This is a genomic window from Hyphomicrobiales bacterium (genome assembly GCA_016710435.1).
Classification (GTDB): domain Bacteria; phylum Pseudomonadota; class Alphaproteobacteria; order Rhizobiales; family Aestuariivirgaceae; genus Aestuariivirga.
Genome location: JADJVV010000001.1, coordinates 2491575 through 2511570 on the forward strand (window position 1 = coordinate 2491575; position 19996 = coordinate 2511570).

The window sequence follows — 19996 nt, forward strand, 5'->3', positions numbered from 1 at the left end:
AGCCGGATGGCTTGCGGATCACAAGCGAAGCAGTCACTATCTGCAACCTCAAGGGGAATGTAGACATGAGACTCGCTTTCAAGATTATTTTGGGTGCATGCCTGCTGATGGCGGCGCCGTCAGCAGAGGCCGGCCCGGCGCCCAAGAATATTGCGCTGGCCAAGCTTGCGCTGGTCAACATCCATATAGAGCGTATCTGGAAATACATGAATGACAAGGGCATCGACGCCGCCGCAGAAAGCGGAGAGATCAGCGCCGCGCGCGCCGCAAAGGTCAAGAAGTCGGTCAACACGTCTTTTACAAAGGCCGTGCCGGGATTGATCGACAAGGTGGCGGCGACGGTGGCGCCGAAATACTCCTTGGATCAATTGGCCAACATCGAACGCCTGAGCGAGGTGCCGGCCTATCAGGCGCAAATCGCCAATCTCGCCATCAACGCGGCCGCGCCCGACATGAGCAAGGTGTCGCCCGAGGACAAGAGCCTCATGGCCGAACTGGCCGACCAGGACTACGTGAATGGCTTTGTGGTTGATGCCATCCAGAGCAAGGCCATGGATGCTACGGTGAAGCGCCTGATCAAGCAGGCCTTCGCGGCCAAATAAGAGCAGAACAAATCCGGCAGACCAAGCAGGTCCGCCGCTTTGGATATGCCAAGCGGGCCGTCAGACGTCCGCAAGAGGGCCCAAGGCGCTGATCAGTGGGCCGATGTGTTTTTCATAGATCTTCCAGCGTTTCATCGCCGTCTTGTAGATGGGTTGACGCACCTGCCACCGTGACATTGTGGTCACTGCGCGATCATGCTCAGTGAAATTCAGGCAGGCATTGTCCCATGGCACTACCTCCGGCGGCGGGCTTCGCGGGCGGCGCGGCGGGCGGCGATGTCGTCGGCGGATTGCGCCACCTCACCGGGTGCTGCGGCAGCGGCAGGGCGGGGTGGGGCAAGATCACGGAACTTGTTGTTCCAGAACTTGCAGTGTGCATCGGTGCCGTTCAGCACATTGGCGCCGAAGATCGCATGCATGTCTTCGTCATGCATCGGGTTCATGATGGCGCTGGTCATGCCGTGGCTTGCCGCCATGGCGAGGAAGTAGCCCGTCAGCGCGCGGCGGTGCGGCATGCCGAAGGAAATGTTGGAGGCGCCGCACGTGGTGTTCACCTTCAGCTCTTCGCGCAGGCGCCGCACCAGGCGGAACACCTGCTGGCCCGCCGTGCCCATGGCACCGATCGGCATGACGAGCGGATCAACGACGATGTCTTCCGGCTTGATGCCGAAATCGGCGGCGCGCTGCACGATCTTCTTCGCCACTTCAAAGCGCACATCCGGATCTTCGGAAATGCCCGTCTCGTCATTGGAGATGGCGACGACCGGCACATTGTACTTGGCGACCAGTGGCAGGATGGCTTCGAGCTTTTCTTCTTCACCCGTGACGGAGTTGACCAGCGGACGTCCCTTCGCCGTTTCAAGGCCCATCTTCAGGGCGGAGGTGACGGACGAGTCGATGCAGAGCGGCAGGTCGGTGACGGACATCACGATTTCCAGCGTCTGCTTCATCAGCGGCGGCTCGGTCTCGTTGGGGTTCACGGCGGTGACGCCCGCATTGATGTCGAGGATGTGTGCACCCGCCGCCATCTGGGCCAGCGCATCGGCCATCACCGTGTCGAAGTTGCCGGCCTGCATCTCGGCAGCGAGCTTCTTGCGGCCCGTCGGATTGATGCGCTCACCGATGATGGTGAAAGGCTTGTCGAAGCCGATGATGTGCGTGCGCGTGGCCGATGCGACGATGGTGTGGGTCATGATGCGTTTCGGCCTCCATTGCCGATGAGTTGCTTGATACGGTCCTGGGTGTAGGTGGATTCGAGATCGGCCTTGGCATTGTCCGCCTCCGCCGCGAGGTCATCGGAAACGGCAATGGGCTCGCCGCGGCGCCAGTGGGCGAGATAGTCGTCCGTGGCGGTGGCGCCATCGCGCATCGCCGCCATGTCGATCGCTTCCATGAAGCGGTTGTCCAGCATGCGCTTCTCTTCCTTCCGGCCCAGCTTGACCGAAACGGCAGAGGGAATGTCGCGCCAATAGGTGATGATGAGGTTGGCCATGGGCGTCCTTATGCCTTCCGTCAAAAACGACCGATAGTAGAAAAACGACATGAGTCACAAAAAACGGCCCGGGTTGTCCCGGGCCGGGAGATTATCTGTTGTCGCAGGCCGATCCGGGCCGGGACTCAGGCCTTCGGTTTGAAGACCATGCCGTAGACGACCAGCACGATGATGGCGCCGATCAGCGAGCCGATGAAGCCGGCGCTCTGATTTTCACCGTAGAGGCCGAGTGCCTGGCCGCCGTAGGTGGCGACGAGGGCGCCGACGATGCCGAGGATGGCCGTCAGGATGAAGCCTTTGGGCTCATTGCTTCCGGGCATGATGAACTTGGCAATGGCGCCAACCACTGCGCCGATGATGATAGTCCAGATGATGCTCATTGCGTCCTCCTCGATCCCCACCGCGGGGTCGGGGGGAAATCTATACGCCGCCGTGCGTCGCCGCAATGCCTTGCAATCGTCAAGAAGCTCTCCAATATAATTGCCACCATTTCAAAGGAGATCATGATGGCCCAGTCCAACACCATGCTGAAAGCGCTTCTCGGCCTTGCCGTCGTTGCAGGCTGGCAGAACCGCGACAAGATCGGCGATTTCGTCAAGAACCTGGGCGGCCAGGGCAGCGGCGACCACCCGGCGGGCGGCCTCGGCGGCCTCATCGACAACTTCAAGAAGGCGGGCCTCGGCCAAAAGGCCGACAGCTGGGTCTCCTCGGGCCAGAATGAACCGGTGTCTGAACCGGAGATCGAAAAGGGCGTCGGCGGCGATACGATCGACGACCTCGCCAAGCAGACAGGCCTCACGCGCGATGAACTGCTGAAGCGGCTCGCCGAAGTGCTTCCCGGCATGATCGACAAGATGACGCCCGCCGGCAAGATGCCGAGCTGATACCGCCTCTCACGAAGACAAAGATGCCCCGGCTTGCCGGGGCATTTTTTATGAAGCTTGCTGCCGCTGCGCCAGCCAGCCCCAGAAGAACAGGATGGCGATGGCACCGATGATGGAGACAACGAAGTTGCCCTGTTCACCGGGCCTGAGATAGCCCACGAACTGCCCCAAGAATGTGCCGACAAACGCACCCGCGATCCCGAGCAGCGCCGTCAGCACGAAACCCTTCGGCTCATTCTTTCCCGGCATCAGGAACTTGGCGATGAGACCCGCCACGAAGCCGATGCCGATGGTCCACAACACATCCGTCATGCCGCGGTCACGCCCCGAAGAAGGTGCGCGCCATCACGGCGACGATGGTGGAGAAGGAGCGCACGGCGTCCAGCGGCACGTTCTGCCCGGAGAATGTGCCCGTGGCGTCAATCTCGCTCGCCACCTTGTCCGTTGCGCCATCGACGTCCACGTCAACGAAGGCGCTTTCCTTCATGATGATCTGGCCTGAGATGCCGTCGGCGGTGGCGAAGAGATCCGCGTCGCCCTCGGGCGCGGCGAACAGTGCATCGTCGCTGCTGGCATCCACGCTGGGCAGGGTCAGCGTCAGGTCATACTGATGCTGATTGCCCACGTTGGGTGTCGCGGTGAAAGGCATGTTGCCTTTCAGCGCATATTCCTTGCCGCCGCATTTCGCCTTGACGTCGATGAACCATGACTCGGTCTGGTAGGCGTAGATCATGTCGCCGTTCCACACGCAGCCCTTGTCGGAGGGAAGCCCCGCAGAGGGGACGGTGAAATTGTTGAGCTGCACCGTATCGACGCGCTCGTCGATGAGGCCGGACTCGGTCGTCTTCATGCGCTTGAGGATGGTGTCGCGAAGAAGGCTCGCACCCGTGCTCGCCACTTCGGGCTTCAGCATCATGGAGCCGGCGAAGCGGCCGTTGGAGGCGGCGACCTTGCCGACGGCGAGATAGTTGGTGGCGAGGTTGGCGCCATCCGTGAAGCCATCCGACTTCACCACCCAGCCGCCGGAATATTGCGTGCGCTGCAGCTTCTGGCCATTGGCCGGATTGAGGAGCGCTCCGTTGCCGGTGACGGCACAGGATTCCGCCTGTCCCGAAATGATGCCCGCCTGCGCCGCCTGGCAGGTGATCTTCAGGCTCGTCTCCACCTGACGGTCCGCAAGGCCGACGGTGAAGCTGTCCTTGTTGGCCGGATCGCGCAGCGAAGGCATCGACGCCTTCATGCTGAAGGAGACAGTATCAGCCGCCTGCACGACGCCTGCCGTGGCAAAGAGGGCTGCGGACGCAACTGCGGCGCGAACCAGACGATGAATATTCATGCTTTTCCTCCCGTATGAGTGTTCCAAGGTGCGTCGAACCTGTCTTCTCGCCCATGAATGGAGGCTGAACGGCTGCGGGCGATTGTCGCGGCAGGAGACCACATGCCCTGTTTCTTGCGAGTCAGGCGTGTGTCCCACCGCCGGGCGCGCGCCCCACCTGTCTGGACGCCTCGTCCGGCACAACAAAAGCGTGTAAAGCCAGAAAGCGAAAGAGTCCTGGTTTCATGTGCGCCACACATCGCAATTGTGCCGTGGGGTCAACGAAGTAGCTTGGTTCAACAGGGGGAACCAAGATGAACCAGATGACGAATTTGAACGACAGCACAGCTGGCGGCAATCTATCCTATGATCATACGCAGACGCTGTTGCGCGAGGCCTTCCAGCCCGAAGCCGATCCCGCCCGCTTTGAAGACCTTCAACTTGATCGAGAGGCCGCTGCGGCGTTCATTGCCGATCAGGCAACGCTATTGAGCGCCATTGCCCATGCGGCCGGCTTGTCGACGGTGAAGATCATCACCGACCTCCTCTATGTGAATGCCTTCGGAGACGTGGCATCAGGCGACTGCTCCTGACCTGCCTCACTTCAGTTCGAGCATCGCCGAATTGATGATGTGATCAATGTCGGGCAGTTGAAGCGTGGGCCCGCGGAGTGAGTCCGGCCGCATCACCTGTTGCACGAACTGCGGCACAGCTTCGTCCCTGACTTGCAGCACGCCGCAGGAGTGCAGGTTCTCACGCCGGGATGTACCCTCCGGGAGGCGTTCCAGCACGCAACGGCAGGCCAACGGCCTTCCAGCTGCATGAGTCATGGAGAGGCCGACGAAAAACCGTTTGGAAAGAACATCTGAACTGAAATTGATCACCGATACCTGAAAGGGTGCGCTGCGGTTTCGCCCCATCAGCGAAATCTCGCCCTTGGATGCAAGGGCGACACCGAGATGGCGGCCGCGGACCGAAACTTCCGACTTGCCGATCTGCTTCAGCCGCGTGAGGCGCGTGAACATCAGCGTGTGCTTGTGCCACCACACCTCCATGTAGGCCCGCACCAGATAGCCGGCGAAGTCCGACAGCGGGAAGTAGATGTGATAGCGGCCCGCAGTAAAGGCCGTGTTCTCCAGCCGCGTGACCGATTTGATGTCCGGCATGTAGACGTTGAAGATGCGTTCGAGGTCTCGGCCCAGATGGCCAAGCCGGGCATTCACCGTTGTGCCATCGCCGTCCGGCTGCGCTGATCCCGGTGCGAAAGAGGCTGCCAGAAGGGCATCTTCCGACACACCGAGGCGCTGGCAGATCCGGCGCAGCACCGTGGCGCTCGGAATGGCGCGGCCCGCGAGGTATTTGTTGAACTGCTGCCGGTTGATGCCCGTATCGCGGCAAATGTCGGCAATCGATGATTCCGCAGCACAAAGCGTACGGAGATTGGACGCAAATACAGCGTGCCCCTCGGACTTCCCGGTCATTCTTCCCCCTCACCGGCCAGATGACCGGCTGGAAACCACCGGACGAGAGGCCAGCGGCTTCATAATACAAACTGTCTCACGTTTGTTTTTGCTTCGCCACAACCTCTCGTTCACAAGGCTGATTTTTGTGAACTTAAGTGCCAAAAATGCTGGGCAATATTTCCCTGTCCCGGAGGTTCTCCGGAAACGGTTTCCCTGTGTTCCAGGGTGTCCGGCCCTGTTGCACGCGGCGGCAAATCCTGTATGAGCCATCAACGGCCCCCCGGACCAGATGAGTCTGCGGGGCCGTTTTCGCGTCTTGAAGGAAGAATGTGATGGCAAACGTTGCCGTGGTCGGGGCCCAGTGGGGCGATGAAGGCAAGGGCAAGATCGTCGATTGGCTCTCCGAGAGGGCCGACGTGGTGGCCCGCTTCCAGGGTGGCCACAATGCTGGCCATACGCTGGTCATCAACGGTGTCACCTACAAGCTGTCGCTGCTGCCTTCGGGCATTCTCCGCCCCGGCAAACTCTCCGTGATCGGCAACGGCGTGGTGATCGACCCCTGGGCACTGGTGGCGGAAATCGCCAAGCTGCAGGGGCAGGGCGTTGCCATCAGCCGCGAGAACCTGCGCATTGCCAGCAACGCCACCCTCATCCTGCCGCTGCACCGGGAACTGGACCAGCTTCGCGAAGCCGCTGCGGGCGCCGGCAAGATCGGCACCACGGGCCGCGGCATCGGCCCCGCCTATGAAGACAAGGTGGGGCGCCGCGCCATCCGCGTGAATGACCTGGCCGACCTCTCGACCGTCGGCATGAAGATCGAACGCCTGCTGGCGCATCACAACGCATTGCGGCGCGGCATGGGCCAGCCCGAATTGCAGGCCGCCGATGTGTTGAAAGATCTCCAGGAAATAGCCCCGAAGATCCTGCCCTTCGCCGATGCCGTGTGGGCCTTGCTGGACGAACACAAGCGCGCCGGGAAGCGCATCCTCTTCGAAGGTGCGCAAGGCATCCTCCTCGACATCGATCACGGTACCTATCCCTTCGTCACCTCGTCCAACACCGTCGCGGCCCAGGCAGCGAGTGGCACGGGCATGGGCCCGTCGTCGGTGAGCTATACGCTCGGCATCGCCAAGGCCTACACCACGCGCGTCGGCTCCGGTCCGTTCCCCACCGAGCAGGACAACGAGATCGGCGAACTGATCGGCCAGCGTGGCCACGAGTTCGGCACCGTGACCGGGCGCAAGCGCCGCTGCGGCTGGTTTGACGCCGTGCTGGTGCGCCAGGCCATCAAGACCTCCGGCATCCAGGGGATTGCGCTGACCAAGCTCGACATCCTCGATGGCCTCAAGGAGATCAAGGTTGGCGTGGGCTACATGCTGGATGGCAAGCGGATCGACATGTTCCCCGCCGCCGAGGAAGCGCAGAAGCGCGTGGAGCCCGTCTACGAAAGTTTCGAAGGCTGGAGCGGAACGTCCGCCGGTGCGCGCTCGTGGAGCGAACTCCCGGCGCAGGCCGTGAAGTATGTGCGCTATCTCGAAGAACTGATCGAATGCCCGGTGGCGCTGCTGTCCACCTCACCCGAACGCGACGATACCATCCTGATGCGCGACCCCTTCCAGGATTGAGGGAAGCGCGTCAGAACTCGAACCGCATCGGGGCGGGCGGTATGTCTTCTTCGGGAGACTTCATGTTTTTGAGCGAGGCGGCGAAGCGCGTCATGATCACGGCGGCGACTTCGGATTCGGGAACAGGTTTGCCGCAGAGATAGCCCTGGATGAAATCGCAGCGCTGGCTGCGCAGCAGTTCCGCCTGTTCCACCGTCTCGATTCCTTCCGCCGTGACCTTGAGGCCGAGATTGCGGGAGAGGTCGAGGATGGTGCGCAAAAGACCTCTCACCTGTGGCCGCGTTTCCATGGCCTGGATGAAGGAACGGTCGATCTTCAGCTTCGAGAACGGGAACTTCCACAGGTAGCTGAGGCTGGAATAGCCGGTGCCGAAATCATCCATCACGATGTGGCAGCCCATTTCACGGAGCGCCGAAAGTTGCGACATCACGATCTCAGTGTCGCTCAGCATGGTGGACTCGGTGATCTCCACCTCCATGCGGTAGGCAGGGAAGGATGACAGTTCGAGCGCGTTGTGCACGTCGCTGAGGAGATGCCCGCTGAGAAACTGTTCGGGCGAGAAATTGATCGAGACAAGAAGATGCGGTGGCCAGTGGGAGGCAACGCGGCAGGCCTCCACCAGCACCCAGGCGCCGATTTTCTGGATCATGCCCGTCTCTTCGGCCACGGGGATGAACTCCGCCGGCGAGACGAAACCAAGCGTCGGGTGGTTCAGCCGGATCAGCGCTTCCATGCCCGCCAGTTCGCCGCCGGAGGTCTGGAAATAAGGTTGGAAGGCAAGCGAGAAGTATCCGTTTTCCAGCGCCTCGTTCAGCGCCATCTGCACATCCTGCCTGCGCTTCACCGCCTGTTCCAGCGCCGGATTGAAGAAGGCGTAACCGGGACCGCCGCTCTCCGTGGCCGCCTTGTAGGCAACGCCCGCCCGGTGAAGCAGCATGATGGAATCCGCGTCCAGCTTTCCCGCCAGCGCCACGCCTGCTGCGGCCTCGATCGTCAGCGTGCGCTCCACCCAGTCGATGGGCTCATCCAGCAGTTCGATGAGACGCTTCGCCGTGACCAGAGCCTCCAGCGCCTCGGTGATGCGCGGCAGGAAGATGGCGAAGCTCCAGTAGTCGAGGCGGCAGATCAGACAGTCGCTTGGAATGGCGTTGGAAAGCCGCGCGGCCAGCGCCGAGATCACATAATCGCCCACATGCCGTCCCAAGGCACCGGTGATGCGCGGAATGCCCCTGACCCCGATTTCGATCACGGCACACTGCTGGGGGAGCGGCGCAGACTTCGCCTCTGCAAGAAAGTGTTCGACGCGCTTGAGGAAGGCGGAGCGGATGAGAAGGCCGGTCAATTGGTCATGGCTGACCAGATGCTGTACGTCTTGTTCCAGCACACTGATCTTGCGGCGCAATTCCGCCAAGTCCTTCTCGGATACTTCCGCCATTCCTGTTGCCCTGCCCCTTGGGCGACTGATTCGACTCTTATGATTATCCGATTTAAGTGAGTAAATCCTTGTCATTTTTGATTGTTCGCATGACCGCAAGACGGGAAGATGGATGCAGGAAGTTGTGGCGCTGCGCCGTATTGGCTCTGGCCTTGACCGCGGCCGCTGTATTTTCAGTGTCCCCGGCGGCACCGCGCGAGACCTATGCGGCCTATGTGGCGCGCATCAATTCCGGCTTGCCCGGCGGCGCAACCTATCGCGACGATCTCGAGCAGGTGCTGCTCTCGGCCGCCAATGCCTACCGCAGAAGCAAGGGATTGAAGCCGCTCCGCGCGGCCGAAGGCACGCTGGTGGCCGCGGCGCGCGCCCATGCTGCCGACATGATGCAGAATGATTTCGTCGGCCACACGTCGTCCTCGGGTGCTGGTTTTGAATCGCGCATGCGCGCCCTGCATCCTGGCGTGATGATGCTGCCGCGCATGGCCGAGAATGCCGCCCGCGAACGCAGCAAGGGCGAGCCTGACGAAGCCAAGGCCCGCAAGCTGTTCCAGCAATGGGTCAACAGCGGCCCGCACGCCCGCACACTGCGCAGCCGCGATTACGTGAGCCTTGCCACGGGTGTGGTGGAGAAGGACGGCAAGCTCTTCGCCGTGCAGATCTTCGAAGGCCCGGCCCTCAACACCAACATGTTCGGTACCGTTGGCACGCCAACTCCCAGGACCGAGACCAGCGACCCCGTGCCCAAACCAGCAGACGGCGGCGGCGGATTGTATTGACCCCACACCTCCACCGGCGATTTGGAGTTGCGCCTCAGGTTCTCCATTGTCAAACCTCGCCAACACACTGTTATTGATCAGGAAAAATCCTCTGTTTCCCGGGCTGTGGATAGCGCGTAAAATTGAATCGAATCCCTCGCCGCATCGGGCGGCCTTGCTACACCAGACACAGCCATGAACACCGTCACGCCGCTCCGCCCCGCCGATGCTGCACCTGCATCCGATTCATATCGCCAGCCCCCGCACAACCTGGAGGCCGAGATGGCCTTGCTGGGGGCGATCCTGATCAACAATGAAGCCTGCGACCGCGTCACGCAATTCTTGCAGCCGGACCATTTTTTCGAGGCCCTGCATGCGCGCATCTTCGATGCTGCCGCGAGCCTCATTCGCGTGGGCAAGCTGGCGAGCCCGGTGACGCTGCGCTCCTTCTTCGAGAACGACGTCACCATGAAGGAGGTGGGCGGCCCTGCCTATCTGGCGCGCCTGGCTGCCTCTGCCACAACCATCATCAACGCGGAAGAATATGGCCGCACCATTCATGAGCTGGCACAGCGCCGGAAGCTGATCTTGGTCGGCACCGACATCGTCAACGAGTCCTTCGACGCGACAGTGGAAGACTCCGCCCGCGCCCTGATCGAGCGCGCCGAGTCTTCGCTCTACGCGCTGGCGGAAGTGGACAAGTACGGCAAGGGCTTCATGCCCTTTGGCCGCGCCCTGACCGACGCCATCGACATGGCCAACGCCGCCTTCCAGCGCGACGGGCATCTCTCCGGCCTTTCCACGGGCCTCAAGGATCTCGACGAAAAGCTGGGTGGCCTGCAGAACTCCGACCTCATCATCCTCGCCGGCCGCCCCTCCATGGGCAAGACGGCGCTCTGTACCAACCTCGCCTACAACGTCGCCAAGAACTACCGCGCCGAGTATCAGTCGGACGGCACCAACAAGGTGCTGGATGGGGGCGTCGTCGCCTTCTTCTCGCTGGAAATGTCGGCGGAACAGCTGGCGACCCGCATCATCGCCGAGCAGTCGGGCATCGGCTCCGAAAAGATCCGGCGTGGCAAGATCACCGAAGACGAGTTCGCCCGCCTCGTGGAGGTGAGCCAGGAACTGCAGAAGCTGCCGCTCTACATCGACGCGACCGGCGGCCTCACCATTGCACAGGTTGCAGCCCGCGCCCGCCGCCTCAAGCGCCAGCGCGGACTGGGCCTCATCGTGGTGGACTATCTCCAGCTGCTCGCCGGTTCCGCCAAGAAGGCCTCGGAAGGGCGCGTGCAGGAAGTGACGGAAATCACCGTGGGCCTCAAGGCGCTGGCGAAGGAACTGGCGGTGCCGGTGATCGCCCTCTCGCAGCTTTCGCGCCAGGTGGAAAACCGCGATGACAAGCGCCCGCAACTCGCCGACTTGCGTGAATCCGGCTCGATCGAACAGGACGCCGACGTCGTCATGTTCATCTACCGCGAGGAATATTACATGCTGCGCAAGGAGCCGCGCCCCGGCACGCCCGAGCACATCACCTGGCAGGACGAAATGGCCAAGTGTGAAGGCATCGCCGAAGTCATCATCGGCAAGCAGCGCCACGGCCCCACGGGCGTCGTCGAACTGCAATTCAACGCCGCCCTCACCAAGTTCCAGAACCTCGTCCGCGAAGGCTACGCGCCGGAACGGTTTGAGTAGGGCAGGGCGCTACTTCTTCACCAGCCTCTGCAGCTTTGTCGCGCGCGTCTTCGGGTCTTCGTCGAAGGCCAGCGTGCCGGCGAAGTTTCCGTCGCGGTTGAAGAGGAACACCGTGGCCGTGTGATCCATGGTGTAGCTGCCGTCGCTCGTAGGCACCTTCTGATAAAACACGCGGAAGGCTTTCGCCAGCGCGGGCAGTTCAGCAACCGTGGGGATGAGGCCCTCCATGCGCGGATCGAAGTTGGAGAGATAGTCCGCCACAAATTCGCGCGTGTCGCGCTCCGGATCGACGGTGACGAAGAACAGCCGGAAGTCCTTGGCGTCATCGCCCAGCGCCGCCATGGCCGCCTGCATTTCGGTGAGCGTCGTCGGGCACACCATGGGGCAATGGGTGAAGCCGAAGAACATGCCGTAGGGCGCACCCTTCAGGCTTTCCGACGAGACGGTGCCACCCTTGCTGCTGGCCAGAGTGAACGGCCCGCCGATCTGCAGCGCGGGCACCACGCCAGTCGGCCCGGATTGCTGCTGCCACACGAGATACCCGAGGAGGGCGGCGAACATCGCCGCCACTCCCCAGATGGCAAGGCGTGCGCGCCTCACTGGCTCATTCCTGCGTTGGGATCGGTCACTTCATATTCAATCTCGACGCTGCCCGCCTTCTCGAAGACGAGCGTGCCCTTGAACTGCGAATCCGCCATGGGCTGCGTCTTCACCTTCATGAACATGATGTGCTTCGACTTGGGCTTGAACTCCACTGATTGACCGGCGGGAATGACCACGCCGCCCGGGATTTCAAACATCTTCATCACATCGTTTTCCATCTTCATGTCGTGGATCTGGACGACGTCGGCGATTTCCGCGGTGACGCCGATCAGCTTGTCATCGGTCTTGCCTGTGTTGCGGATCACCATGAAGCCTGCCGTCACATCTGCCGCCATCGGCGACTGCCGCGCCCAGGGGTGGATGATTTCGAGATCGCCGAGTTTGATCTCATGGGCAAAGGCGCCCGGCATCGTGATGAAGGACGCAAGAGTGAGTGCGCCGGCGAGTGTGAGTTCTTTCAAGAGTTTCATTTTCATTTCTCCTTGTTGGATGTGGATCAGTTGGCACCGGCCTGCTTCAGCCGCTGGGGCAGAAGGAAGTCGATGATGGCGAAGGCCGCGATGGCGATGCCGCCAAGCGGGAACAGGACAGAAAGAAGCGCACCGAGGCCGAGCACGGCGGCAGGAACCTTGTAGCCGCGCGGATACTTGGGCGACCCAAGCTGGCCAACGGGCCGGCGCTTCCACCACATCACCACGCCTGATACGCAGACGAAGATGACAAGGGCAAGATACGCAAGGTTGAACACCAGGTTCCACACGCCGGCCGTGCCCTTGTGGAGCGCAATGCCCCAGGCCATGAGCTTGCCGACGAAGGGATAATCCTTCAGCCGCACATCCGCGAGAATGTTGCCGGAGTACTGGTCGATGTGCACATAGCGGTCGCTGGCAGGTGTCACGCTGTCTTCGTTGCGGCCATCATAGGAGACCGTGAAGACACCTTTTTCATCGGCGGGAATGGCCACCTTGAACTGGTCACGGAAGCCGTTCACCAGCGCCCACTGGACCACCGTGTCGAGGACGACAGGTTCGGCGACGGCAGGCGTTCCCGCATTGGATCCCGAGGCGGGGAGTGGTGTCGCCTCCAGTGTCCACGGCACTTCATGCATGATGTCGTGGTTGAGGCTGGCATGGCTCGCATCCGAAAGGGGAACGGCGTCCCACTTGCTGGCCGGAAACGATGACCACGGCTTGACGAAGCTGTCGCCCCAGATGCCGGTCCATGACAGACCGGACAGGATGAAGAGGATCAGGAACAGCGCGATCCAGATTCCGCCCGCCTTGTGCAATTCGCGCCACAGCCCGCGACCGGAGGCACCGAGGCGCGGGAGCAATGCACCGAAGAAGCCTTCGCCCTGCGGCCACCACAGGAAGATACCCGTCACCGTCATGATGATGGTGAGCGAGGCCGCGACTTCGATCAGCCGGTCACCAAAGGTGCCGAGCAGGAAGGTGCCGTGGATTTTTTCGGCCAGTGCCCGGCTCGTGTCAGCCGAAGCATGCGTGTCCAGCACCGTGCCGGTGTAGGGATCGACAGACGCGGAATAATATGTGCCGTCCCTGGAGACCTCGAAGAACGCCGGACGGTTTGCCGACTCGGGCGCGATGTAGGTGCTGATCTTGCCGCCGGGCAGCGCCGCCAGCGCGGACTTGCCTTGGGCCGAGACGGACATCGAAATGGCCTTCGGCGGCACGCTTGGCACCCAGCCCATCTCATTGCTGAGCCTGGCGTAGAGCATCATGTAGGCGCCCGTGAGCGCCAGCATGAGCAGGATCGGCACGACGAAAAGCCCGGCATAGAAATGCCATCGCCAGACGGCACGGTAGAGACGGCTGGACGCATGGGCGCCCTCTGCCGCGACAGAAATGGAAGTCATGGAAATGATCCTGGAAAAGATATGCGATTGACGCCCGCATGCGCAACGGCATCAGCGGGCGACGGCTTTTCAGTTCAAAGGATCAGGCAGGTGGTCCGCGTTGCGAAAGGGGCCGGAACACCTCATCGGATGGAGGTGCCGCGTAATGGAGAACCGGTTCTGGCGCAGCAGCCAGGTTGCGCACCGGTTCAAACCGCAGGGGCTCTGTATCTGCGAGGCGCGGCAGCGGTGGCTGCGGGGCGGCGCAGACGATGCAGCAGTCATGGGAACTGTGGGACGGCAGGCCGGTATCCGGAATTCCATCGCCCGTCATGTCCACGCAGCGGCTCTGCATCAGGTCGGCGTAGAGCGCCTGTTCTTCAGCCGAGGCGGGCGAGGGCATGAAGGTCAGCAGCACCGGCAAGAGATAGGCCACGGTCACGAGAACCGTGACAATGCGCGCCAAACGGCGGAACGTGCCCATGCCTGACAAGCGAGTCATGCCCATGCGCTAGGGTTAGGAGCCGGGGGCGGGGCGCGTCAAACGCCAAAGTGTAGCATGTGGGGCCACGCTTGCTTTCCCCCGCCCAATCCGCCATAAGCCGGGTGTCCGAAGCACAAGGCTGGTGGCTGAACGGAAAGACTTTCTGAGAAATCAGCAGGTTAGGGGCTCGCAAGACCCCGGTTTCCCGTGTCTCCGCTCTCTTCAGAACGGTCTTCAACCCTTTCCCAGGTTTGAAGGAGGCTTTGCGCCGGTGCTTTTGAGGACATGACATACGAAAGGGTACCCATGGGTCTCTACGAACATGTGTTCCTGGTTCGCCAGGACGCGACACCTGCGCAGGTCGAAGCGCTGGTGGAGCAGTATAAGGGCATCATCAATGCCGGTGGTGGCAAGGTCGAGAAGGTGGAAAGCTGGGGCGTGAAGTCCCTCACCTACCGCATCAAGAAAAACCGCAAGGCCCACTTCACGCTGATGAACATCGCTTCTCCGGCTCCGGCCGTGAAGGAAATGGAACGCCAGATGTCCATCTCCGAAGACGTGATCCGCTTCATGACCGTGGCTGTGGAAGAACTGGAAGCGGGTCCGTCCGCCCAGATGCGCCGCCGCGAAGACCGCCGCCGTGAAGATGGCGAAGAGACAGAGGAGTTCAACTGATGGCCGAGCCGCAAGCCCGCCGCCCGTTCTTCCGCCGCCGGAAGTCGTGCCCCTTCACTGGCGTCAACGCGCCCAAGATCGACTACAAGGACGTGCGTCTCCTGCAGCGCTACATTTCCGAGCGCGGCAAGATCGTACCGGCCCGTATCTCGGCCGTATCCACCAAGAAGCAGCGTGAGCTGGCCCGCGCCATCAAGCGCGCCCGCTTCCTCGGCCTCTTGCCGTATGTGATCGGCTAAGGAGAGCAGAACATGGAAGTCATTCTCCTCGAACGCGTTTCCAAGCTTGGCCACATGGGCGAAGTCGTGAAGGTGAAGGAAGGTTACGCCCGTAACTTCCTGCTGCCCCGCGGCAAGGCGCTCCGCGCCAACGACGCCAACAAGGCCAAGTTCGAATCCCGCCGTGCGGAACTCGAAGCCCGCAACGTGGAAGCCCGTGGCAAGTCGGAAGTCGACGCCAAGAAGCTCGACGGCAAGGCCTTCGTGATCATCCGCCAGGCTGGCGAGTCGGGCCACCTCTATGGCTCCGTCTCCCCGCGCGACATCGCTGATGCCGCCGCTGCGGCGACCGGCATTGCCGTGCACCGCAACCACGTCGAACTGGTGCACCCGATCAAGACGATCGGCCTGCACACGGTTGAGGTGTCGCTGCATCCGGAAGTGACCGTGAAGGTGACCGTCAACGTCGCCCGCTCGGAAGACGAAGCCGCCGCCCAGGCGCGCGGTGAAGTGCTCACCGGCAACGCCGCCGACCGCGATGAAGTCCGCGCCGCCGCCGCCGCCCTCTTCGAGGAAGCGGAAGCCGAACGCGTCGCCGAAGAAGCCAAGGGCTGATTTCGGTTTCACACCCAAAGAAAACAAAACCCCGCCAGCGATGGCGGGGTTTTTTGTTGGGCAAGAGCGTGATTGGGGCCGTTTTCCTTCTGTGGGTGACAGAAGGCGGTTGGTCTCACACCGGCATAAGCGTGACGACAAGTGCCTGCGAACTTGGCAGCACTTCGACCGCATCCCCCGCACCCACAAATGCAAAATCATGGCGGCCCATCGTGTGCTCCCCGCACCGCACGCTCCCCGCGAGACAGAGCAGGCCTTTGCGCACCGCATCGGTGCTGGGCGCCATCAACGTGCCGGCGGACATCACCTCCACAACCGCGCGGCACTGCTGCGGGTCGTAGATCAGGTTGAAGTCGAGGCACGGACCGTCACGCAGTTTTCCGAACAGGGGCTCATCACCGGAAAAGGCAACGGGCCGCAACGGCGGCACGGCATGGGCCACCTCACCTCCGGCTGACAACAGGTCCATGCCCGGCCCGTCGATCACCGTGAGAATGCGCGCAAGGCCAGCGAACAGCGAAAACGGCCCATCGCTTGCCACCTCGGCAAGGCTGAGCCGCCACAGCAGACGCCCATTGCCCTCTACCTTGGCCACCTCATGCGTGATCCCACCGCCATTCTTCCAGGGGACAGTCGTGAAGGCGGCGCGGCGGATGATATGCATGCCGGGGAGGATACCATTCACGCCTCCCAAAAAGCAAAATGGCCCGCGCGGGGCGGGCCATTGGTTGATTGTGTGACGCCGGCGCGCGGCGTTACAGGGGCGCTGCGAGAGCCGCAGCCTTCGGGGCCAGGGCCTTCTGGGCCGCGTTCTTCACGGCCTTCTGCAGCTTTTCAAACGCCCGGACTTCGATCTGGCGGATGCGTTCGCGCGACACACCGAACTCCTGGCTGAGGTCGTCCAGCGTTGCCGGATCGTCCTGCAGCTTGCGCGCCTCGATGACGCGGCGTTCACGGTCGGTGAGCTTCGACAGCGCTTCCTTGAGATAGGCATTGCGCATGCCGCTCTCTTCGTTGCGCACGAGCACGGTTTCCTGGCTTTCCGAGTCATCGACCAGCCAGTCCTGCCATTCTCCATCCCCTTCGCCATCGGAACGCAACGGCGCATTGAGCGACGTATCCCCCGACAGGCGGCGGTTCATGGAGACGACATCCGATTCATTCACGCCAAGGCGATGCGCGATGTATTTCACCTGCTCAGGCTTGAGATCGCCTTCCTCGAGTGCCTGGATCTGGCCCTTGATCTTGCGCAGGTTGAAGAACAGCTTTTTCTGGTTGGCGGTGGTGCCCATCTTCACCAGCGACCACGAGCGCAGGATGAACTCCTGGATCGAGGCCTTGATCCACCACATCGCATAGGTGGCGAGCTTGAAGCCCTTGTCGGGTTCAAACTTCTTCACCGCCTGCATGAGGCCGATGTTGCCTTCGGAGATCACTTCGCCGATGGGCAGGCCATAACCCCGGTAGCCCATCGCGATCTTGGCGACGAGGCGGAGATGGCTGGTGATGAGTTTGTGCGCGGCGTCGCGGTCGCCGTGTTCCTTGTAGCGCTTGCCCAGCATGTATTCTTCTTCAGGCGCCAGCATTGGAAACTGGCGGATCTCCTGAAGGTAGCGGCTGAGGCTGCCCTCGCCGGAGGCAATCACGGGAAGTGATGCGGATTTGGCCATTGGTTCCCTTTCCCCGGTGTGTCAACACACCTGACGTAATCCCCCATATAGGAAGCCGTCACGGTTTTAAAAGACGCCGGATCAGTAACAATTTGTAATGTTTCTACGTACCGTTTCTAACGCCGGATTGCAGCCGCAGTTCCTGTTGTAAATGTGACAGGGCCGTAGGGAGGGGCGCCTCGAAGCGTAGCGGCTTGCCCGAAACCGGGTGCTCGAAACCCAGCACTGCGGCATGTAAAGCCTGTCCGATCAAGGCGTTGAGGGCTTCCTGCGCAGCGGGCGTAAGTCTCGCCCGGGCCGTCTTGTGGCTCCCGCCATAGACCCCATCCCCCAGCAACGGATGGCCGATATGCGCCATGTGCACACGGATCTGGTGGGTCCGCCCCGTTTCCAGCCGGCAACGGAGGAGGCTGGCGGCCGTGCCATAGCGTTCCAGCACCTCGTAGTGGGTGATCGCCTCCCGGGCATCCGGCCGCTTGCTGACCGCCTGCTTCTGCCGGTTCGTCGGGTGGCGGCCAATGCCGGTGACGATGGTGCCCGCCGGCCGCTCCGGCACGCCCCAGACGAAGGCCAGATATTCCCGCTGCAATCGCCCGTCCCGGCCATGGGCGGCGAACTGTTCCGAGAGGGAGTGATGCGCGGCATCCGACTTCGCGACGATGAGGAGGCCAGAGGTATCCTTGTCCAGACGGTGCACGATGCCCGGTCGCTTCACCCCGCCAATACCGGAGAGCGTGCTGCCGCAGTGAGCCAGCAGCGCGTTGACCAGCGTGCCGCCGTCGTGGCCGGGGGCAGGGTGCACCACCAGCCCCACCGGCTTGTTGATGACGATGACGTGCTTGTCCTCGAACGCCACATCAAGGGCGATGTCTTCGGCCGCAGGCTCGGCCGCAACGGGCGGCGGAACCTTCACCTGCACCACCTGGCCCACGCGCAACTTCAGAGCCGCATCCGAAATTACAGCTCCATCGACAGTGACGGCACCCTCCGCGATGAGCTTCTGGAACCGCGCACGGCTGTGGCCGGGGAAGACGCCGGCAAGTACGCGGTCAAGCCGGTCCGGCTGCTCCACGGTGGCCGTGAGCACGTCTGCCGATCCGCCCGGAGACAATTCCGTCACTTCGCCGTGCAATGTGCCGCGCCCGAGACGTGGTACTCGGTGGAGAAGGTGGGCATGCTGCCTTCGCGGCCGGTGAAATCGAAATCATCCTCGCCCAGTCCCAGCATCACGTAGGGAACGCCGTCGCTCGGTTTCACATAGTCGATCACCAGCTTCTTCTTCACCTCGCCCCATTTGCCATGGCCAGTGAGTTCCTCGTTTCCGGCATGAACGGTGAGGAAGCGGAACAGCGTCGGCCCACACGCGCCATCATCGGCCACACTCACGCCGCAGAAATCCTTGCCGCAGGGAGCAACGTCGATCGACTTGTAGAGGATGCCCTTCTTGCTGAATTTCGGGGCTTCCTCGCTCACCGTCCAGTGCCCGAAATAAGGCGAGACCTCCACGGCGGCGGCAGCACACGCCGACGCCGCTAGGCCAAGTCCCGCAATCAGGATAGACAAAGCGTGATGACGGTCGAGAAACATGAAATCCTCCGTGACGCCGCGGCGAAACAGGGATGGCGCTGGGCGGCGGGTGCCGCTGCCATGCCCCTGGCGGTCTTCGCCATCTATACGGCACTCCGGGCCATTTCGGAAAGCTGGAACAACGACGCCTTTCCCGATGCGCTGGCGGTGAAGCTGGAGCTGCTGCCGCTTGTCTTTCCCGTGCACATGGTCACGGGCGGACTTGCCCTGTTGCTGGTACCTGCCACCCTGCTGCTGCGCGGCACGCGCTGGCACAGCTGGATGGGGCGGCTCACGGCCCTCGATGTTGTCGTCGCGGGCGTGACGGCAATCCCCGTGGCGCTGGAAGCACCGGTGACGCCCGTCTCCGCCGCGGGCTTCGCCACGCAAGGCCTGGTGTGGATGGCGCTCTGTGCCGCCGGCATCTGGCAGATCCGCCGCGGCAACACCGATGCCCACCGCCGCGCCATGCTGCTGATGGCCGCCGTCACCTCCGGCGCCATGTTCTTCCGCATCTGCCTCGCCCTCTGGGCGATTTTCGGGTGGCGAGCCGGCTTCAAGACCTTCTACGCCTGCGACGCCTGGGTGGCATGGGGCCTGCCGCTTCTGGTGATGCTCTGGCTGACGCGCCCCTCGACAGGCAGGCGCTCTCCGGCAATAAGCACGGCGCGCGCGCAATGAGGACGACGACATGACCAACGACAACACGGCAACCGAAACCTTCGAGCCCACGGCCGGGCAGAAGCGCCTGCTGCGCGTGGTCTACGCCATGGGGATCGCGCTCGCGCTGCTCTTCATCGCCTTGATCGGCGGCATCATCTGGAAAGCCACACAGCCGAAACCCGTGCCTGCGCCGGAAACCCTTTCCATGGGCCTCGGCCTCAAGGCGGGTGACATCAAGGCCGTGGACGTGGACGGCGGAACGCTGGCCATCACCACCTCAAGCGAACTGATCGTCATCGACGCGGCAAGGCGCAAGCTGCTGCTGCGTGAACCGCTGTCACCCTGAGCTTGCATTCCCGGAAACCCTTGCCTAAGAGCAGG

26 protein-coding genes are annotated in these 19996 nt (G+C 62.4%); 11 read left to right on the forward strand and 15 right to left on the reverse strand.

Annotated features, from left to right (window positions below; all coding sequences use genetic code 11):
• Nucleotides 1-11: 11 nt before the first annotated feature.
• On the forward strand, nucleotides 12-602 hold the full coding sequence (locus IPM06_12050; protein MBK8771153.1) for a hypothetical protein: 591 nt from the start codon (nucleotides 12-14) through the stop codon (nucleotides 600-602).
• Nucleotides 603-835: 233 nt separating this feature from the next.
• On the opposite strand, the gene IPM06_12055 is transcribed toward IPM06_12050, so the two are convergent.
• The 3 genes from IPM06_12055 to IPM06_12065 all read right to left on the reverse strand — a co-directional run bounded on the left by IPM06_12055 (nucleotide 836) and on the right by IPM06_12065 (nucleotide 2474).
• Nucleotides 836-1795: a methyltetrahydrofolate cobalamin methyltransferase gene (locus IPM06_12055; GenBank protein MBK8771154.1), complete on the reverse strand. Its 960-nt coding sequence runs from the start codon at nucleotides 1793-1795 to the stop codon at nucleotides 836-838.
• Nucleotides 1792-2094 (reverse strand): virulence factor, encoded by a 303-nt coding sequence (locus IPM06_12060; GenBank protein MBK8771155.1) that lies wholly within the window; start codon nucleotides 2092-2094, stop codon nucleotides 1792-1794. The genes IPM06_12055 and IPM06_12060 overlap by 4 nt, the downstream gene beginning before the upstream one ends.
• A gap of 125 nt (nucleotides 2095-2219) precedes the next feature.
• Nucleotides 2220-2474 carry a GlsB/YeaQ/YmgE family stress response membrane protein gene (locus IPM06_12065; GenBank protein ID MBK8771156.1) on the reverse strand — a complete coding sequence of 85 codons (255 nt, stop codon included), beginning with the start codon at nucleotides 2472-2474 and terminating at the stop codon, nucleotides 2220-2222.
• Between the two features lie 123 nt (nucleotides 2475-2597).
• On the opposite strand from IPM06_12065, the gene IPM06_12070 reads away from it, so the two are divergent.
• On the forward strand, nucleotides 2598-2978 hold the full coding sequence (locus IPM06_12070) for a YidB family protein (GenBank protein ID MBK8771157.1): 381 nt from the start codon (nucleotides 2598-2600) through the stop codon (nucleotides 2976-2978).
• A 48-nt stretch (nucleotides 2979-3026) separates the two neighbouring features.
• Here IPM06_12070 and IPM06_12075 read toward each other — a convergent pair whose 3' ends face one another.
• Both IPM06_12075 and IPM06_12080 read right to left on the reverse strand, forming a co-directional pair.
• Nucleotides 3027-3290 (reverse strand): GlsB/YeaQ/YmgE family stress response membrane protein, encoded by a 264-nt coding sequence (locus IPM06_12075; protein ID MBK8771158.1) that lies wholly within the window; start codon nucleotides 3288-3290, stop codon nucleotides 3027-3029.
• Nucleotides 3291-3297: 7 nt separating this feature from the next.
• Nucleotides 3298-4314 carry a hypothetical protein gene (locus tag IPM06_12080; GenBank protein ID MBK8771159.1) on the reverse strand — a complete coding sequence of 339 codons (1017 nt, stop codon included), beginning with the start codon at nucleotides 4312-4314 and terminating at the stop codon, nucleotides 3298-3300.
• A gap of 302 nt (nucleotides 4315-4616) precedes the next feature.
• Here IPM06_12080 and IPM06_12085 point away from each other — a divergent pair, with 302 nt between their 5' ends.
• A complete protein-coding gene (locus IPM06_12085) occupies nucleotides 4617-4886 on the forward strand; it encodes a hypothetical protein (GenBank protein MBK8771160.1) in 270 nt (89 codons plus the stop codon).
• A gap of 6 nt (nucleotides 4887-4892) precedes the next feature.
• Here IPM06_12085 and IPM06_12090 read toward each other — a convergent pair whose 3' ends face one another.
• Complete coding sequence (locus IPM06_12090; protein ID MBK8771161.1) at nucleotides 4893-5774, reverse strand: helix-turn-helix transcriptional regulator; 882 nt, start codon at nucleotides 5772-5774, stop codon at nucleotides 4893-4895.
• Nucleotides 5775-6088: 314 nt separating this feature from the next.
• Between IPM06_12090 and IPM06_12095 the strand changes: the two genes are divergently transcribed.
• Nucleotides 6089-7381, forward strand: a complete 1293-nt coding sequence (locus IPM06_12095) for an adenylosuccinate synthase (protein MBK8771162.1) — start codon at nucleotides 6089-6091, stop codon at nucleotides 7379-7381.
• A 10-nt stretch (nucleotides 7382-7391) separates the two neighbouring features.
• On the opposite strand, the gene IPM06_12100 is transcribed toward IPM06_12095, so the two are convergent.
• Nucleotides 7392-8816, reverse strand: coding sequence for a GGDEF domain-containing protein (locus IPM06_12100; protein ID MBK8771163.1), 1425 nt, complete (start codon nucleotides 8814-8816; stop codon nucleotides 7392-7394).
• A gap of 89 nt (nucleotides 8817-8905) precedes the next feature.
• On the opposite strand from IPM06_12100, the gene IPM06_12105 reads away from it, so the two are divergent.
• Entirely contained in the window at nucleotides 8906-9592 is a 687-nt protein-coding gene (locus IPM06_12105; GenBank protein MBK8771164.1) for a CAP domain-containing protein, read from the forward strand.
• Between the two features lie 174 nt (nucleotides 9593-9766).
• Complete coding sequence (locus IPM06_12110; GenBank protein MBK8771165.1) at nucleotides 9767-11266, forward strand: replicative DNA helicase; 1500 nt, start codon at nucleotides 9767-9769, stop codon at nucleotides 11264-11266.
• A 9-nt stretch (nucleotides 11267-11275) separates the two neighbouring features.
• Here the strand turns inward: IPM06_12110 and IPM06_12115 are convergent, their stop codons facing one another.
• The 4 genes from IPM06_12115 to IPM06_12130 form a co-directional block, all read right to left on the reverse strand.
• Entirely contained in the window at nucleotides 11276-11866 is a 591-nt protein-coding gene (locus IPM06_12115; protein MBK8771166.1) for an SCO family protein, read from the reverse strand.
• Complete coding sequence (locus IPM06_12120) at nucleotides 11863-12339, reverse strand: copper chaperone PCu(A)C (protein MBK8771167.1); 477 nt, start codon at nucleotides 12337-12339, stop codon at nucleotides 11863-11865. The genes IPM06_12115 and IPM06_12120 overlap by 4 nt, the downstream gene beginning before the upstream one ends.
• Nucleotides 12340-12365: 26 nt before the next feature.
• A complete protein-coding gene (locus tag IPM06_12125) occupies nucleotides 12366-13745 on the reverse strand; it encodes a PepSY domain-containing protein (GenBank protein ID MBK8771168.1) in 1380 nt (459 codons plus the stop codon).
• Between the two features lie 82 nt (nucleotides 13746-13827).
• Nucleotides 13828-14226, reverse strand: coding sequence for a hypothetical protein (locus IPM06_12130; protein MBK8771169.1), 399 nt, complete (start codon nucleotides 14224-14226; stop codon nucleotides 13828-13830).
• Between the two features lie 288 nt (nucleotides 14227-14514).
• Here IPM06_12130 and rpsF point away from each other — a divergent pair, with 288 nt between their 5' ends.
• The 3 genes from rpsF to rplI are packed head-to-tail and all read left to right on the forward strand — an operon-like array spanning nucleotide 14515 to nucleotide 15716.
• On the forward strand, nucleotides 14515-14883 hold the full coding sequence (gene rpsF / locus IPM06_12135) for a 30S ribosomal protein S6 (GenBank protein MBK8771170.1): 369 nt from the start codon (nucleotides 14515-14517) through the stop codon (nucleotides 14881-14883).
• Nucleotides 14883-15122 (forward strand): 30S ribosomal protein S18, encoded by a 240-nt coding sequence (locus IPM06_12140; protein ID MBK8771171.1) that lies wholly within the window; start codon nucleotides 14883-14885, stop codon nucleotides 15120-15122. Before rpsF ends, IPM06_12140 begins: the two co-directional genes overlap by 1 nt.
• A gap of 12 nt (nucleotides 15123-15134) precedes the next feature.
• Complete coding sequence (gene rplI / locus IPM06_12145) at nucleotides 15135-15716, forward strand: 50S ribosomal protein L9 (GenBank protein MBK8771172.1); 582 nt, start codon at nucleotides 15135-15137, stop codon at nucleotides 15714-15716.
• 115 nt (nucleotides 15717-15831) lie between these two features.
• On the opposite strand, the gene IPM06_12150 is transcribed toward rplI, so the two are convergent.
• From IPM06_12150 to IPM06_12165, 4 genes are all read right to left on the reverse strand, one after another.
• Nucleotides 15832-16401, reverse strand: a complete 570-nt coding sequence (locus tag IPM06_12150) for a HutD family protein (GenBank protein ID MBK8771173.1) — start codon at nucleotides 16399-16401, stop codon at nucleotides 15832-15834.
• Between the two features lie 70 nt (nucleotides 16402-16471).
• A complete protein-coding gene (gene rpoH / locus IPM06_12155; protein MBK8771174.1) occupies nucleotides 16472-17386 on the reverse strand; it encodes an RNA polymerase sigma factor RpoH in 915 nt (304 codons plus the stop codon).
• Between the two features lie 103 nt (nucleotides 17387-17489).
• Nucleotides 17490-18518, reverse strand: a complete 1029-nt coding sequence (locus tag IPM06_12160; GenBank protein ID MBK8771175.1) for an RluA family pseudouridine synthase — start codon at nucleotides 18516-18518, stop codon at nucleotides 17490-17492.
• The gene (locus IPM06_12165) at nucleotides 18503-18973 is read right to left on the reverse strand and encodes a hypothetical protein (protein MBK8771176.1); all 471 of its coding nucleotides are present in this window, start codon (nucleotides 18971-18973) and stop codon (nucleotides 18503-18505) included. The genes IPM06_12160 and IPM06_12165 overlap by 16 nt, the downstream gene beginning before the upstream one ends.
• Here IPM06_12165 and IPM06_12170 point away from each other — a divergent pair.
• The gene (locus IPM06_12170; GenBank protein ID MBK8771177.1) at nucleotides 18956-19633 is read left to right on the forward strand and encodes a DUF2306 domain-containing protein; all 678 of its coding nucleotides are present in this window, start codon (nucleotides 18956-18958) and stop codon (nucleotides 19631-19633) included. The two genes, IPM06_12165 and IPM06_12170, sit on opposite strands and share 18 nt — an antisense overlap.
• Before the next feature lie 10 nt (nucleotides 19634-19643).
• Nucleotides 19644-19961 carry a hypothetical protein gene (locus IPM06_12175; protein ID MBK8771178.1) on the forward strand — a complete coding sequence of 106 codons (318 nt, stop codon included), beginning with the start codon at nucleotides 19644-19646 and terminating at the stop codon, nucleotides 19959-19961.
• Nucleotides 19962-19996 lie beyond the last annotated feature (35 nt).

Bases quoted from the DNA above. Each gene is read 5' to 3' on its own strand.
- rplI (MBK8771172.1), top strand. From the start codon at position 15,135: ATGGAAGTCATTCTCCTCGAACGCGTTTCCAAGCTTGGCCACATGGGC.
- IPM06_12140 (MBK8771171.1), top strand. From the start codon at position 14,883: ATGGCCGAGCCGCAAGCCCGCCGCCCGTTCTTCCGCCGCCGGAAGTCG.
- IPM06_12090 (MBK8771161.1), bottom strand. From the start codon at position 5,774: ATGACCGGGAAGTCCGAGGGGCACGCTGTATTTGCGTCCAATCTCCGT.
- IPM06_12175 (MBK8771178.1), top strand. From the start codon at position 19,644: ATGACCAACGACAACACGGCAACCGAAACCTTCGAGCCCACGGCCGGG.
- IPM06_12125 (MBK8771168.1), bottom strand. From the start codon at position 13,745: ATGACTTCCATTTCTGTCGCGGCAGAGGGCGCCCATGCGTCCAGCCGT.
- IPM06_12105 (MBK8771164.1), top strand. From the start codon at position 8,906: ATGACCGCAAGACGGGAAGATGGATGCAGGAAGTTGTGGCGCTGCGCC.
- rpsF (MBK8771170.1), top strand. From the start codon at position 14,515: ATGGGTCTCTACGAACATGTGTTCCTGGTTCGCCAGGACGCGACACCT.
- IPM06_12110 (MBK8771165.1), top strand. From the start codon at position 9,767: ATGAACACCGTCACGCCGCTCCGCCCCGCCGATGCTGCACCTGCATCC.
- IPM06_12165 (MBK8771176.1), bottom strand. From the start codon at position 18,973: ATGTTTCTCGACCGTCATCACGCTTTGTCTATCCTGATTGCGGGACTT.
- IPM06_12070 (MBK8771157.1), top strand. From the start codon at position 2,598: ATGATGGCCCAGTCCAACACCATGCTGAAAGCGCTTCTCGGCCTTGCC.
- IPM06_12060 (MBK8771155.1), bottom strand. From the start codon at position 2,094: ATGGCCAACCTCATCATCACCTATTGGCGCGACATTCCCTCTGCCGTT.
- IPM06_12120 (MBK8771167.1), bottom strand. From the start codon at position 12,339: ATGAAACTCTTGAAAGAACTCACACTCGCCGGCGCACTCACTCTTGCG.
- IPM06_12055 (MBK8771154.1), bottom strand. From the start codon at position 1,795: ATGACCCACACCATCGTCGCATCGGCCACGCGCACGCACATCATCGGC.
- IPM06_12065 (MBK8771156.1), bottom strand. From the start codon at position 2,474: ATGAGCATCATCTGGACTATCATCATCGGCGCAGTGGTTGGCGCCATT.
- IPM06_12080 (MBK8771159.1), bottom strand. From the start codon at position 4,314: ATGAATATTCATCGTCTGGTTCGCGCCGCAGTTGCGTCCGCAGCCCTC.
- IPM06_12100 (MBK8771163.1), bottom strand. From the start codon at position 8,816: ATGGCGGAAGTATCCGAGAAGGACTTGGCGGAATTGCGCCGCAAGATC.
- IPM06_12075 (MBK8771158.1), bottom strand. From the start codon at position 3,290: ATGACGGATGTGTTGTGGACCATCGGCATCGGCTTCGTGGCGGGTCTC.
- IPM06_12130 (MBK8771169.1), bottom strand. From the start codon at position 14,226: ATGACTCGCTTGTCAGGCATGGGCACGTTCCGCCGTTTGGCGCGCATT.
- IPM06_12095 (MBK8771162.1), top strand. From the start codon at position 6,089: ATGGCAAACGTTGCCGTGGTCGGGGCCCAGTGGGGCGATGAAGGCAAG.
- IPM06_12170 (MBK8771177.1), top strand. From the start codon at position 18,956: ATGACGGTCGAGAAACATGAAATCCTCCGTGACGCCGCGGCGAAACAG.
- rpoH (MBK8771174.1), bottom strand. From the start codon at position 17,386: ATGGCCAAATCCGCATCACTTCCCGTGATTGCCTCCGGCGAGGGCAGC.
- IPM06_12085 (MBK8771160.1), top strand. From the start codon at position 4,617: ATGACGAATTTGAACGACAGCACAGCTGGCGGCAATCTATCCTATGAT.